12 protein-coding genes and 1 pseudogene are annotated in these 12,741 nt (G+C 65.4%); 5 read left to right on the forward strand and 8 right to left on the reverse strand.

Going from position 1 to position 12,741, the window contains the following annotated elements; genetic code table 11:
• The 3 genes from MKL09_RS11385 to MKL09_RS11395 all read left to right on the forward strand — a co-directional run.
• A partial coding sequence (locus MKL09_RS11385) for a transposase (RefSeq protein WP_244020229.1) occupies positions 1 to 184 on the forward strand: 184 nt, incomplete at its 5' end.
• Between the two features lie 182 nt (positions 185 to 366).
• A complete protein-coding gene (locus MKL09_RS11390) occupies positions 367 to 1,137 on the forward strand; it encodes an SDR family oxidoreductase (RefSeq protein ID WP_244020230.1) in 771 nt (256 codons plus the stop codon).
• Between the two features lie 429 nt (positions 1,138 to 1,566).
• Positions 1,567 to 2,688, forward strand: a complete 1,122-nt coding sequence (locus MKL09_RS11395; RefSeq protein WP_244020232.1) for an FAD-dependent oxidoreductase — start codon at positions 1,567 to 1,569, stop codon at positions 2,686 to 2,688.
• A 284-nt stretch (positions 2,689 to 2,972) separates the two neighbouring features.
• On the opposite strand, the pseudogene MKL09_RS11400 reads toward MKL09_RS11395, so the two are convergent.
• From MKL09_RS11400 to MKL09_RS11410, 3 genes and pseudogenes are all read right to left on the reverse strand, one after another.
• Positions 2,973 to 3,668 (reverse strand): annotated as a pseudogene (locus MKL09_RS11400) (NnrU family protein).
• The gene (locus tag MKL09_RS11405) at positions 3,665 to 4,489 is read right to left on the reverse strand and encodes an alpha/beta fold hydrolase (protein WP_244020286.1); all 825 of its coding nucleotides are present in this window, start codon (positions 4,487 to 4,489) and stop codon (positions 3,665 to 3,667) included. Before MKL09_RS11405 ends, MKL09_RS11400 begins: the two are co-directional and overlap by 4 nt.
• A gap of 61 nt (positions 4,490 to 4,550) precedes the next feature.
• Positions 4,551 to 5,246, reverse strand: coding sequence for an MBL fold metallo-hydrolase (locus MKL09_RS11410; protein ID WP_244020233.1), 696 nt, complete (start codon positions 5,244 to 5,246; stop codon positions 4,551 to 4,553).
• 285 nt (positions 5,247 to 5,531) lie between these two features.
• Between MKL09_RS11410 and MKL09_RS11415 the strand changes: the two genes are divergently transcribed.
• Positions 5,532 to 6,281, forward strand: coding sequence for a flavin reductase family protein (locus MKL09_RS11415; RefSeq protein WP_244020234.1), 750 nt, complete (start codon positions 5,532 to 5,534; stop codon positions 6,279 to 6,281).
• A 498-nt stretch (positions 6,282 to 6,779) separates the two neighbouring features.
• On the opposite strand, the gene MKL09_RS11420 is transcribed toward MKL09_RS11415, so the two are convergent.
• The gene (locus MKL09_RS11420; RefSeq protein WP_244020235.1) at positions 6,780 to 7,025 is read right to left on the reverse strand and encodes a helix-turn-helix domain-containing protein; all 246 of its coding nucleotides are present in this window, start codon (positions 7,023 to 7,025) and stop codon (positions 6,780 to 6,782) included.
• A gap of 163 nt (positions 7,026 to 7,188) precedes the next feature.
• Between MKL09_RS11420 and MKL09_RS11425 the strand changes: the two genes are divergently transcribed.
• The gene (locus MKL09_RS11425) at positions 7,189 to 8,355 is read left to right on the forward strand and encodes a hypothetical protein (RefSeq protein ID WP_244020236.1); all 1,167 of its coding nucleotides are present in this window, start codon (positions 7,189 to 7,191) and stop codon (positions 8,353 to 8,355) included.
• A gap of 102 nt (positions 8,356 to 8,457) precedes the next feature.
• Here the strand turns inward: MKL09_RS11425 and terL are convergent, their stop codons facing one another.
• Genes terL through MKL09_RS11445 form a run of 4 tightly spaced genes read right to left on the reverse strand, consistent with a single transcriptional unit; the run spans position 8,458 to position 11,592 of the window.
• Entirely contained in the window at positions 8,458 to 9,255 is a 798-nt protein-coding gene (gene terL / locus MKL09_RS11430) for a phage terminase large subunit (protein WP_244020237.1), read from the reverse strand.
• Positions 9,252 to 9,911 carry a hypothetical protein gene (locus MKL09_RS11435; protein ID WP_244020238.1) on the reverse strand — a complete coding sequence of 220 codons (660 nt, stop codon included), beginning with the start codon at positions 9,909 to 9,911 and terminating at the stop codon, positions 9,252 to 9,254. The genes terL and MKL09_RS11435 overlap by 4 nt, the downstream gene beginning before the upstream one ends.
• Positions 9,908 to 10,264, reverse strand: coding sequence for a hypothetical protein (locus MKL09_RS11440; protein ID WP_244020239.1), 357 nt, complete (start codon positions 10,262 to 10,264; stop codon positions 9,908 to 9,910). Before MKL09_RS11440 ends, MKL09_RS11435 begins: the two co-directional genes overlap by 4 nt.
• Complete coding sequence (locus MKL09_RS11445) at positions 10,261 to 11,592, reverse strand: DNA modification methylase (protein WP_244020240.1); 1,332 nt, start codon at positions 11,590 to 11,592, stop codon at positions 10,261 to 10,263. The genes MKL09_RS11440 and MKL09_RS11445 overlap by 4 nt, the downstream gene beginning before the upstream one ends.
• Between the last annotated feature and the right edge of the window lie 1,149 nt (positions 11,593 to 12,741).

Consider the following 12,741-nt stretch of genomic DNA (forward strand, 5'->3'; position numbering starts at 1 on the left):
GGAGCACATCGTAACCGAAACATGGATACGACACTACACCACCGTACGCCCGCACGCCTCACTGGGATACCGGCCGCCAGCACAAGAAGTGTTCATGCCAGCCTTCACCGGTTGGCCGGCTGCGCTCGCACGACCAGCTCCGCCGGCCAAGCTACCCGTGGAGGAGCGGCCTACCGCGCACTAACTTTAACCTTGGACCACCCTGTGGGGGCCAATCAGTCCGGCAGCGTACCAGCACTGAGCGGGTCCTCCGTCACGGCACACTCTCCTTTCGGTGGGTATAAATCTTTTTGGTGCTTTCTATCGTTCGGAGACTAATCGGGACACCTTGTGTGGACGACAGCGAACTCGAGCAAGGGCATTCCCGTGAAGGCGAACGGTAACACAATTCTCATCACCGGCGGCGCGTCGGGCATCGGTCGCGAACTGGCGGAGCGGTTCCAGGCCCAGGACAACACGGTGATCATCGCCGGTCGCCGTCGCGAGCGCCTCGACGAGGTCATCGCCGCGAACGAGGGCATGGTCAGCTACGTCCTCGACGTGGGGGACAAGGCGGACATCGAAGCCTTCGCGGCGACGGTGGTCGCCGAGCACCCGGGCCTGAACGTCCTCATCAACAATGCCGGTATCATGACCGCCGAGGATGTCACATGCTCGCGGGACATGTCGGACGCCGAAGCGACGGTGACGACCAACCTGCTCGGTCCGATCCGGCTCACCAACGCGCTCATCGATCATTTGATGACGAAGCCGGACGCGGCGGTGATCAACCTCTCGTCCGGCCTCGCGTTCGTGCCGCTGGTATCAACGCCCACATACTGCGCGACGAAGGCAGCAATCCACTCGTACACGGTCAGCCTTCGGGACGCTCTGAAGGGACGGGTCGAGGTCATCGAGCTTGTGCCGCCTGCCGTGCAGACGGAGCTCACCCCCGGCCAGTCGACACGTGCCGGCTACATGCCGCTGGACGCATTTATGGCCGAGGTGATGACGCTCTTCGCGCTGCAGCCGACGCCACCGGAAATCCTGGTGGAGCGCGTCGGCGTTCTGCGCTTCGCCGAAGCAGAGAAACGGTTTGATCAGACCCTGGCGAGCTTGAACGATGCCGCCCGAAAGGCGCACGCCCAACAGGGCTGAGGATCGTCGGCCCATCGACGCCCGCGCCAGCCACATTATGCGTCTGCTTCAGCGGCGAGGTTCGTTAAACCAGACTGACTGGAAACCACCCCAAGTGGTCATTCTGCACCTGACCCATGTCGGGCATGCGGAGAGGCGGTGAGGCTTCCTAAAAGCGGTCACGCGTCGGCTGCCGCAGAAAAGCGGTGCGAGATAGGATCCGACTGGTAGGTCTTTCCGTGGAGGTCGGGAGATTGCTCGACCACGTGGTTGGAGGTAACCTCGGCGGTGCCGCGAAAAACGACCGCCCGACTTCGGCTGTCGAATACACGTCACCCCCGCCCCTCGCGTGGGTCGGCTAGCGTCTCTGAAGCAAATGCCCGACGCACGGGCAGCCGCAGTGATCAGCACCGACGCGTGCTGCGCGCCTGCGGTCTCAGGAGCGCATCCATGCGACAGACGATCACGATCCTCGGCGCAGGTCCCGGCGGCCTTGCGCTGGCCCGCGTCCTCCACGTCCACGGGATCGCAGCAACGATCTACGAGGGCGAACCGTCAGCCGATGTGAGGACACAGGGCGGCCTACTCGACATCCATGAACACACCGGCCAGATCGCCCTAAGAGGCGCGGGCCTCTATGACGATTTCCTCCATCTCGTCCGCCCCGGCGAAGACGCAAAGCGCGTGGTCGATCGGAACGGCACTGTGCTGTTCGACCGCCCCGGCACGCCCGTGGGGCATCGACCCGAGGTCGATCGCGGCGACCTGCGACGGATGCTAATCGCTTCGCTTCCTCCAGGGACGATCCGATGGGACCACAAAGCAGTGGCGGTGGCTGCATGTGGAGATGGGCGGCACGCGGTCACCTTCACGAACGGCGGGACGGTTACGACTGATGTGCTTGTGGGCGCGGACGGGGCGTGGTCGAAGGTCCGCCCCCTACTCTCTGGGATAGCGCCCGCCTACACGGGCACCTCGTTCGTCGAGACGACCATTCACGAGGGTGACGCACGCCTCAAGGCCAGCGCGGACGCCATTGGCAGGGGCACGCTCATGGCCGTAGCGCCGGGTATGGGTATCCTCGCACACCGCTATGCGGGTGGGCGGCTCCACACGTACACGGCTCTGAATAGGCCGAAGCCTTGGTTTGACGCCATCGACTTCGGCGACATGCAGAGGGCACTGGCCCACATCGCGGCCGAGTTTGCAGGATGGGCACCACACCTGACGGCCCTCATAACGACCAGCGACATAGACCCAATCCTTCGTCCGATCTACGCGCTGCCCGTCGGCTACCGGTGGGACCGTATGCCCGGCCTGACCCTTCTTGGCGACGCGGCGCACCTGATGTCGCCGTTCGCGGGGGAGGGAGCGAACCTCGCTCTCTACGATGGTGCCGAACTCGCGCGAGCGATCATCGCCTTGCCTGATGACATGAACGCCGCGCTCACCGCATACGAGCGAACGCTGTTTCCCCGAAGCGCTGAAATCGCTGACGCCTCCGGGCGGAACCTTGCCCGGTTCTTTGGCGCGGAGGCGCCTCACAAAGTAACCGCTATGTTTGCATCCTAGCTATTATGAACGCGCGGTATCGCGGCTGAGGACGGAAACGGCGTCCGCTTCCCGAACTTCTCGCCCAGAAGCGGACTGGCGGAAATCCACCTATTGCAGCCGATCAAGCTAGTTCGGTTAGGGTGTACCCATAACGAACCAGCAGTGCTGGTTCCCGTCCGCATACCCAAATCGAACTGGCCTGATCGACTGCAGTGAGTGGAAAGTGGTCCGGCCGCTTTCGGCGAGATCGACCAGGAACTGGACGTTCGAAAGTTTTTGGTCAGAGCAGGTTGGCCCTTTCGTTACACTACCCAGCGCCAAACCCCCGCGGGCCATCCAACCAGCGGAATATGCGCCCACGTTGCTGCCAGCCAAACGACGAGTCCGCCGAGGATGGCGTGCGCCCCAAAGCCACCGAATGTCGTGCGACCGTGCGCAATGGCGGCGAATGGCAGGTAGCTGGTACGGCTCTGCCACGCGGTCCACCCCTGCGGGTCCAGGCGTGCTTTCTTCTGATCCTGGAAGACTGCACCCACGAGCGAGAGCACGATGATCGCGCCCAATAGGATGACGTTTTACGTGATCGGCAGGACGAGGATGTGGCTGCCACCCCAGATCGCGAAGGACCACATCATGGGGTGGCGGGTGATACCGTAGACGCCACGAGCCTGTGCCGTAGCCGCTTGCTTGGCAGCGCCGGGCAGCGCTGGGTTGCGGAACAACGAGCCCATGAGCAGGATCGAGGCGATCAGCATCAAGACCGTGGAAAGCGCCCATAGCCCATCGCCCACGGCCCATAACGGCTCGGTGATTGGCGCCACCCAGTAGGCCCAGGCCGTCGCGCCCAGGGTGATGGTGGCCACGAGCGAGTAGAGACCGCTGAAGCCGCCCTCGCCGAGCCTCGCGACCAGCGGACGCCGCAGAGGATGCGACAGGGCGAAGTGCGTGCCGACGAAGGAGCCGGCGGTCGCCAGCACTATCCCTGCCCCGTCCATCATCGGCACGTCTCCTGCCAGCGCTCCAGACTGTCGAGGATGAGCGAGTTGGCGGCCTCGGGTGCTTCGAGCGGGACCAGATGCGCCGCACCGGGAACCTCGACATGGCGAGCGTTCGGCAGCCTCGCCGCGATCGTCCGGCTGAGCCGGGTCGGTAGGATGGCGTCCTCCGCCCCGGACACAATCAGTGCGGGCGCTGTGATCCGCGGCAGGTCGTCGAGAACGCCGTCTCGCTCAAGCAGCACTGCGCGCACCGTGATGTTGGTGCGACGACGATCCCAGGTGCGCAGTCGCTTGAGCAGGTCTTCACCGATTTGCGGCTGAAGCTTTCTCGTCCTCGGGGACAGCAGGCTCGATAGGATGATGCCGTCCACAGTCCGGTCGAACGCACCGAACCGCATCAGGTTCGTCAGCAGCGTCGCCTTCGCCCACTGCATCGGCAGCGGTGGCTGCGCTGAGGTGTTGAACAGCGCCATGCCGCCCACACGACCCGCTGCACGCAGTGCGATCCGTGGGGCGACGAACCCACCCCATGACGTCCCGAGGATCACGGCTGGGGTGCGAACGCCCGACGCGTCGAGCACTTGAATTGCGGCCTCGGCACACTCATCCATCGTGAAGCTGCGGCCGGGACCAGCGCTCTGTCCATGACCGGGCGGATCGAATGCCAATGTCCGCCAGCCCACAGCACGGATCGCCGGAACCTGGTTCCGCCACATGGTGTGATCGGAGAAGAGGCTGGGCCAGAGGAGCGCAACCGGCTCGCCCGGGGAGCCCTGGTCATCGACGAAGATCGGGCCGAGGTTGGTGGGAATGGAGGCCATGCTCAAGCTTAGCCGATCCGGGCAGTTTTGTCGCTTGCGCCCGAAGGCGGAAGCACCGCAGTCACCGGCTGCCCCACGTCCTCCGCACCCGGTCCGATGCCCCCGAATGAATGAGGCTGCCGTGCCCGAAGGCCGCCGCTTCGAACTGCAATCCGCCGATCTTGCGCTGGCTGCGTCGTCCTTCGGCTTCGTCCTCGAAACCCACCGGATCGCCGATCCCGAGGATGTTAGTTCCCACGTCACCCGCGATCAGCAACTGCCGTCCTTTCCAGAGGAAGGCGACCTGGCCTGCGCAATGACCCGGCGTGCCGATGACGTTCAGGCCACCGGCAACGGGCAGCGTATCGCCATCGGCCATATGCCGATCGATCTTGAACGGCTCCATCATCTTGTTGGGTCGCCACACGAAGCGGTAGGCCAGTCCGAGTAGGAATTGAGGAGAGGGCGTCATGGGTCGGAACGGACCGCCGCTCTCCGCGAAAGGCGCGTCGAGGGCGTGCATGTAGGTGGTCGCATCCGTCTCGCGCAGGATCGCCGCAGCACTACCGATATGGTCGGGATGGCCGTGCGTGAAGACCAGATGGCGGATGTCCGTGCGCTTGCGGCCGAGTTCTTCCACTGCCTTCCAAACCACATCCGCCTTGTTGAGAAAGCCAGCATCGACCAGCGTTAGTTCGGTGCCGTCGTCCAGGAGGATGCAGTTCGCATTGCCAAGCGCCAGAAGGTAGGCGCCATCGATGATCCGCTTCAACGCCATGCTGCGTCCTCAAAATGACTGCTCGCGGGATGCTACACCGGGTGGTGGGACGGCTGGACTGGGTCGGAAGCGGCTGTTAGGCTGGTTCGTTTAAGGCGTGCCGCCGAGAACCAGCACCGCCGGTTCGCTATAGGTGCGCCTCTTTCAGACCGGCACTCGTGGCTGATTTTGAACGCCATGCGGATCAAAGCGGCGTGCAGAAGTTGGATTGCGGCGCAAGAAGCGGGAAGCGTGACAGACCGGGCGGTCACATACGTGGTTCGTTGCTAAGCTACGGAGCCTCTCGTGATCGATCCCCACGTCACAATCGAGCCGTCGATCCTCTACCTCGGAACCCCGGTCGTTCTCATCAGCACGCAGAACGAGGACGGCACCGCCAACCTCGCGCCGATGTCGTCCGCTTGGTGGCTGGGCTGGCGATGCATGCTCGGCCTCCAGACTGCATCGCAGACGCCGCAGAACATGATCCGCACGGGGCAGTGCGTCCTCAACCTACCGTCGCCGAAACAGGCTGAAGCGGTGAACAGGCTGGCGCGCCTGACGGGCACCGAGAAGCTACCCGAACTGAAGCAGCGGCTGGGCTACGCGTATGAGCCTTCCAAGTTCGAAGTGGCTGGCCTGACACCCATCGCATCGCAGACCGTCGCCGCACCGCGTGCGTTGGAGTGCCCCATCCAATTGGAAGCCGTCGTCGCCGCACAACACGGGATCATGGACGACGATCCCCAAGTCGCCGGCCTGCTCTCCGCGTTCGAAGTGCGCATCACCCGCGTCCACGTGCATCCGAGCTTGCTCATGGATGGGCACGAGAACCGCATCGATCCTGCCAAGTGGCAGCCGTTGATCATGAACTTCCAGAAGCTCTACGGGGTGTCCAGCATCGAGGTAGTCCCGTCGCGCCTCGCGGAGATCGAGGAGAAGGCCTACCGCATGCCCGACGTGGATCGAGCTCGCGACGTTGTGCTTGAACCAGCCAGATGGCGTAACACCTGCCGGGATGGGTACGACCCGAACAAAGATCTCAGGCTGGGTTAGCTTCGGTCCGCCTCCATTCGTTACCGCTCGGAAGCAGACCGGCCGGAAACCACCCGAAGCGGCCGATCCGCTTGGTTCGATTTGGATATATCCTTATCGAACCAGTTGGACGCTGCTCTGATAAGGGTCATCTATCGATCCAGATCGAACTCCCCCATTTCGAGCCGGCATAACGAACCGCGCGAGAACAACCTGTTGATGTGGTCGGCTGATGGCAGGAAAAGATGCCGCGCTCGCCATCCTGCCGTTCCGCAACGCGGCCCTTATGCGAATGGTCGACCGCCGCCATTAGCATCTGCTTACGGGACACAGTCGCAGACAGCTGAATGGCCGGGGGTGAGCGCAAAGCCGAACGTCAGCTTTCAGCCGTAGGATGCGGAATAAGCAACCCACGATTTTAGGCATCCGTAAGTCCACCTTCCGTATGTTCGCGAGCCTATCCTCAACACCTCATCTCACGATCACGGACGGGCCGCGAACTGGCAAAGACTCTGTGCTCTACCCCGGGGGGACGTGGGTGAGCTCCTCGATGACCTGATGCAGATCCAAGCCAATGATCGCGGCTAGATCGAGCAACTCGATCAGGTCGACTCGTCGCTCGCCGCTCTCGATGTTCGACACGAACGGCTGGTGTCGTCCGAGCCGGCCTGCCACTTCGGCCTGGGTCAGGCCTGCCGCCTCCCGCGCACGTACGACGAGCTCGATCAGACGCGCGTGCCGAGCTGAACCGAGGGTGCGCGCCATGCCGGGCCGTGCGGGTGAGAACCGCCAGCTCGACTAGAACCGATATTTGGATATCCAAAAGTCGGATATTTCGCTGGACTACCACCCCTCACCGGAGCCACACGACGCACCGGGGCGCACGCCGGTCAGGCGGCTCGCCCGAGCACGCGACGGAAGGGCAGCTATGAGGACGCGGCGCAAGCACACCAGCGTAAAGGTCGCGACAGCACTCACCCTGGCTTCGCTCGCCCCATCGGACGCCCGGGCAGGGCCAAGCTTCGTCCAGACCTACATCGACGCGCAGGGAGGCTGCGCCAGTGCGGCCGGCCCCCTGGCGTTCGTCCTGGCCGGGGGCGGCCTGCAGGCGCCGTTCGGCAAGCTCGCCGGCGAATGGACGGAGGCGGATCTCGCTGCCCTCCCCGCCATCTTGTCCGCGTGCGAGCGGACGGCGGCCCGGGTGAACCCATATCTCGCCGCCGAGGTCGTGGGCCAGGCACGGGAGCTCGAGACGCGCGTGCCGCAGATCGTGGCGGCCGCGCGCACCGAGCGGGTACGGCAGGTGGCTCAGCTCCAAGCCCGGCGGGATCTCGCGCAGGCGCGGATCGAGGCGGCACGCCGGCCGGCGGACGTGGCCGCCGCCAACCCCGAGGACGAGGTTCGACGCCTGGAGGCGGAGGCCGGACGTGCGGAAGCGCAGGCGCGGGCCGCGGCGGGGTACCGTGATCGTGCCTTGCGTGATGTGGCCGAACAACGATCGCAGGCCGCGACGCCTCGACCTGAGGGGATGCCAAACAAGCCCGCAGGTGACGGGAGCCAGCCGGCGGTCGGCCCAACGGCGACATTCGGCTTCGACGTGCCGAGCTTCCGTCGGATGTACGATACGCGCCTGCGCGGTGATGGCGACGGCGGTATCGAGGAATGCGCCGAGCAGAACATGAACTACGTCTGCCGGTTCGACGATGCCCCGTTCCGCAAGTCGGTCGAGGCGTTCCGCAAGCTCGACCTCGCGCGAGGTTCGTTCAGCTCGAAGCTCAGCCTGTCGGTGGTCAGCCGGGCCGGTAGAGCATCGCGCATCGTGCTCACCGGTGACCGTGCGGATCCGATGAATTTGTTCGGCTTCGTCGGCAAAGTTGCCAGCCTGATCAAGACGCTCGAGCCGGGGATCGCGGAGGCGGGGGTGCAGGATCTGCTGAGCGCGGGGCTGAGCCTGACGCGCGGCGACGACGATCCGACCATCGGCGCCGAGCGGAAAATCGTTCGGGGTGCGTACGTCGCCCGGTGCAGATCCGCCCCGTCGCACGAGAGCACGGCCATGACGTGCACGTTCGAGCCACGCGCATTGCAACTGTGACACGACCGTTCTCTTCTGATCCCAAGATCTCGACCAGTCTGAGCACGTACGGTGTCGTCTGCTCAACAGCTCGCGCGCCATTGACCGCGGCGAGTTTGCCCCTCAATCCCGCATCGCCTCCCGCCGCGTGATGTTACGACGTACGGTTTCGCGGCCGCGGGCGCTCCGCTGCGCGAGATAGTTCAACGCCTGCGAGGTCGCGTCGACCTGATCGTCATGCGCACCGTACGGGAATGCCAGCAGTTCCCTGCGGTAGCCCTCGAACCACTCGAAGCCCCGCGCCACGTGCACGCGGCCGGCCTCGAACGCCGGCGCGTGCGCCTCGAGCCGCGCGGTCTTCTCGCCCCGTGGCCGGAGCAGCCGCGGCCGCAAATCGGTGGTCCGCTGAATCTGCTGGACCAGGGTGCGGCCGAGCTCGGTGTCCTCCACCAGCGTCACGTGCGGATCCCAGGTCCTCGTGCATCGGAGCATCAGCCGCCGCAGCTCGGGCGCCTCCAGCCGAACCCGGACGAGGTCGAGCAGGTAAGCATGCGTGCCCACCGCCCCCCACAGCTGGCCTACCGACCAGCTGCTCGTCTCAGTGATGGTCGAGGCCAAGTCCCAGCTCGCCACCAGGTGCTCGAGGTCAGCGGGTTCCTCGTCGAAGGACCGCAGCCAATCGTCGTGGATGATGTTGCCGCCGGGCGGGATCGGATCCTGCCCGTACTGCGCGGCGAAGTTGCTCGAGCCGAGATCCGCTCGCAGTCGGTCCAGCACCGCGAGCGGCTCGCGATCGGGCAGGAGGACCTCCCCCGCCCGGCGGTGGTGCACGTTGTTCTCGCCCGGCCCAATCCGGTAGGCCGCGTCCTCCGGGGCGATCGCAGGGATCACCAGCATCGCCCAGCCGCGTCGGCGCATCATGCCGCGTTCTCGCGGGTGAGGTGACCGACGAGATCGTCCTCGTGCAGGCGCTGACCCACCACGACGATCGCCCCAGTGCGCTTGTCGTTCAGGCGGCTCGGGAACTTGGTGTCCCACAGGCCGAGTTCGCGTCGCCTGACCGTCTCTGACAGAGCCGCCTGCGGGCTCATGGCATCGTCGGCGATGATTAGGTCGGCGCCACGCCCGAACACGGACCCGCCGAGCGGAACGCCGAAGCGATAGCCTCCCGCGGTCGTGACCGTCTCGGTGGCGCGGTCGCCGCCGCGCGCGATTCGGAACGCGGGGAACGCGTCGCGATACCACTCGCTGGCCACCACCGCGCGGAAGGAGGCGGCGAGCGAACGCACGAGGCTGTCCTCGCTCGACACGCAGATGACGCGCCGCCGGGGATCGTGGCCGAGCCGCCAGGCGGCAAAGCCGATCGAGGTCATGATCGACTTGCCCGAGCGCGGCGGCACCGCGATCACCAGCCGCGTCTCCCGCCCATCGTGGACGCGGGCGAGAGCCTCGGCCATTGCGTCGAGGTGCCAGCTCGGAGCGAACGGGATGCCGGGGTTCAGCGTCAGGAACACCCGGTGGATGAACACCATGTAGTCGGTGCGCACGAGGTGATCGATCATCCGGGGGGTGATCATGGCTCACCCCCGCGCAGCTTGCGCGCCTGCTGTTGGACGAACGCCTCCAGCACCTCGCGCTCCTCGTGCGACAGGTCCGAGGCAGCCTGCTCGTCATCGGCCGGAGCCTCCGGGTGCAGCTTGTGCAGCAGACGGATCGCCGCGACCTGGCCCTGTGCGGAGTTGGCGAACAGGAAGTGGTCGAGGGCCTCGCGCCGGGTCACCGTGGCGGCGGTGCCGTTGAGCGAGAGCGTGACCTCCTCGTCGAGGAAGCCGACCGCGGGCTTGGGCCGACCGTTGCGGCCGTAGGGGTTGCGCACCTCCCCCGGCTTGATGCGGGTGTCCCGACCCGGGCGGCGGGGCGGGGCGCTCATCGCTCATCCTCCGTGCCCTCGCGCCGCGTATCGTCTTCGACGAACCCGGCCCGCTCGGTCGCCGTCTCGGCGAAGGTGCGTCCAGTCTCGGCGTGGCGCGCCGGCTCGCCGGTGAGCTTCTCCAGCCGGCGGACGCCGAGATCGACGTAGGCGGGATCGATCTCGATGCCGACCCCGACCCGCTTGACCTTGTGCGCGGCGACCAACGTCGTCGCCGAGCCGGCGCAGGGGTCGAGGACGATGTCACCGCGCAGGGTGACGTCGAGGATCGCGTCCTGGATCATCGCGACGCTCTTCGGCGTCGGGTGGTCGCCGTGGTCCTTGTCCCTCCCCCGCCCGAAAGCGTTCGCGCCAGCGTAGCCCCAGACGTTCGAGCGCCATCGCCCATTGGCGCCGAGCTGAACGTTGTTGATGTGCGGCGCAAGGCCGTTCTTCCAGGCGAAGATCAGCTCATGCTGCGAGCGCCACAGCGAACCCTGCCCGGCCTGATTCTTATGCCAGACGATGAGGTTTTTGAGCTCAGTGTAGACGCTGCGGCCGGCGCCCATGAGCTCTTCGATGTGGGCCCAGTCTATGAAGACGAGATGGATCGACCCGTCGAGGGAGAACGCCGCGAGATTCTCAAAGATCATCTTCAAGAACCGGGTGAACTCGGCCGGCGTCATCTCACCCGAGGCCATCGCGAACTCACGCAGGTCGCGCTTGGTCACGTGGCCGGCGATTTTGACGTTGTAAGGTACGTCGGCGACGATCATCCGGGCGTGGCGCGCGCCGAGCAGCCGGGCGTAGACCTCGCGCTCGCGTGCGTCCCCGCAGGCGAGCGCGTGTCCGTTCTTGAACAGCCAGATATCCCCTCGCACCGAGATCGTCGGCCCATTCCCATCCGAGGGTGGGAGGACATCGGCCTCGTCCGCCGCGTCATCTTTCACATCCGGGTGCAGGAGCACGTCGATCTCGACCGTAGGGATCGCCGTGTTCACTAGCAGATCGACATCGACTTCGGCGATGTAGGCGACTTCGTACCGGAGCGCGTCGGCGTTCCAGCTCGACATCTCCTGGATCTTGTTGAGGCTGATCCGGAGCGCGGCGACCTGCACGGGATCGAGGTCATCGACGACGGTGACCGGCACGCGCTCGAAGCCGAGCGCCTTCAGCGCGCGGTGGAGTGCATGGCCGCCGATGATCGTACCGTCGCCCGAGACGAGGATCGGGGCGACTGGGCCGTTGAAGGCGAGGATGTTGCGCTGGAGATGCTGCTGCTGGTCCTTATGGTAGGTCCGAAGCTCGCGCGCGTACGGCTTGATCTGGTCGATCGGCCAGTACTGCATCTGCAGCGTTCTGAACTGCGAGGGCGAACTCGCATTGGGGGCCGCACCGGCATGAGCGCCGGGCGGAGACGAGCGGGTGCGTTTCCTCGGGACGAGAGGGTTTGGGAGAGCCATGATGTTCCACGGGGGTTACCCCGGTGGAACTCGGCACACGCGCCGAGCAAGCGACGTTCATGTCCAAGCTCCTGCGGGGCTTGTTCGCGCACGGTGACCTCAGAGATCACGCGTAGGCCGTTTGCACCTGGCGGCTCGCGCCGTGGCTCAGGAAGCTCGGGCCATCCGGTCGCCGCATCGCGCAAGCCCGGAAGCACATCCACGTTTATCTATCGTCAGACTCAAGGTCAATAGTATCGGAACTCGACACGGCTGCGTAGCGGATCAGTTGTGAACTGACGATGGCGGACGGAACTTGCCTAGTCCGTCGACGGGAGCACACGCCTCCGGAAGAGCTTGCTCTGCCAACGCCCACGATTCCAATACCGAACATCGACGCGTCGAACCCCGTCGCCGCCAACCCGCGCATGCCCGCGCAGGACGGGTCGGCCACTAGCCTGGACTTCGATCCGAGGTCGATTGTTCGACCGTCCTCCCATCTCGACGTCAACGTCGGCGATCCGAAACCCGGTCCAGTGACCGGGTTCCCTGCTGGGCCGCGGCCTCCCCTCCCGTTGCGCCAGCTCGGTGATCCGGCGGGCGATAACCGGCGCAGCAGTGTCTCCGTCACCAGACAGGGCTGAGGTGACATCTGGTAGAGGTCGGCGCGTCACCGTATGGCCGAGATAGCTGCGGCCGGGGATGGTCGGACGTCGGGTCATCGCTGCGACCTCCTTTGAGCGTAGAAGCCACACCCTCGCCACGCGGATGTCAAGCGTCACCCGGTGCGTGCTCGTCGGCTCGGCGCCATCGTCGGTTTGCCATCCCAGTTAACCGAGGGCGTCTGGTCCGGGCGGCCCATTTCGCGGTGCGGCATGGGTCGTTTCGTGCCGCAGGATGGGCCTTCTCGAAGCCATTTCGCGCGGCAGCAAACCCAGTCGATTTGGAGACTGGTTCGAGCCTGACTGCGTGCACCACCAGGCCTTCCTGGTGAAAAGTCAGTCTTCTGCTCTCGGCGGCGATATCGCTGCTGGGACCAGGCTTTAGCGTCAGCCT

The sequence above is a fragment of the Methylobacterium sp. J-048 genome, assembly GCF_022829515.1.
Lineage (GTDB): Bacteria > Pseudomonadota > Alphaproteobacteria > Rhizobiales > Beijerinckiaceae > Methylobacterium.

Excerpts from the sequence above, each read along its gene's own strand:
- MKL09_RS11395 (WP_244020232.1), top strand. The coding sequence starts at position 1,567 with ATGCGACAGACGATCACGATCCTCGGCGCAGGTCCCGGCGGCCTTGCG.
- MKL09_RS11440 (WP_244020239.1), bottom strand. The coding sequence starts at position 10,264 with ATGAGCGCCCCGCCCCGCCGCCCGGGTCGGGACACCCGCATCAAGCCG.
- MKL09_RS11435 (WP_244020238.1), bottom strand. The coding sequence starts at position 9,911 with ATGATCACCCCCCGGATGATCGATCACCTCGTGCGCACCGACTACATG.
- MKL09_RS11425 (WP_244020236.1), top strand. The coding sequence starts at position 7,189 with ATGAGGACGCGGCGCAAGCACACCAGCGTAAAGGTCGCGACAGCACTC.
- MKL09_RS11405 (WP_244020286.1), bottom strand. The coding sequence starts at position 4,489 with ATGGCCTCCATTCCCACCAACCTCGGCCCGATCTTCGTCGATGACCAG.
- terL (WP_244020237.1), bottom strand. The coding sequence starts at position 9,255 with ATGATGCGCCGACGCGGCTGGGCGATGCTGGTGATCCCTGCGATCGCC.
- MKL09_RS11410 (WP_244020233.1), bottom strand. The coding sequence starts at position 5,246 with ATGGCGTTGAAGCGGATCATCGATGGCGCCTACCTTCTGGCGCTTGGC.
- MKL09_RS11445 (WP_244020240.1), bottom strand. The coding sequence starts at position 11,592 with ATGCAGTACTGGCCGATCGACCAGATCAAGCCGTACGCGCGCGAGCTT.
- MKL09_RS11420 (WP_244020235.1), bottom strand. The coding sequence starts at position 7,025 with ATGGCGCGCACCCTCGGTTCAGCTCGGCACGCGCGTCTGATCGAGCTC.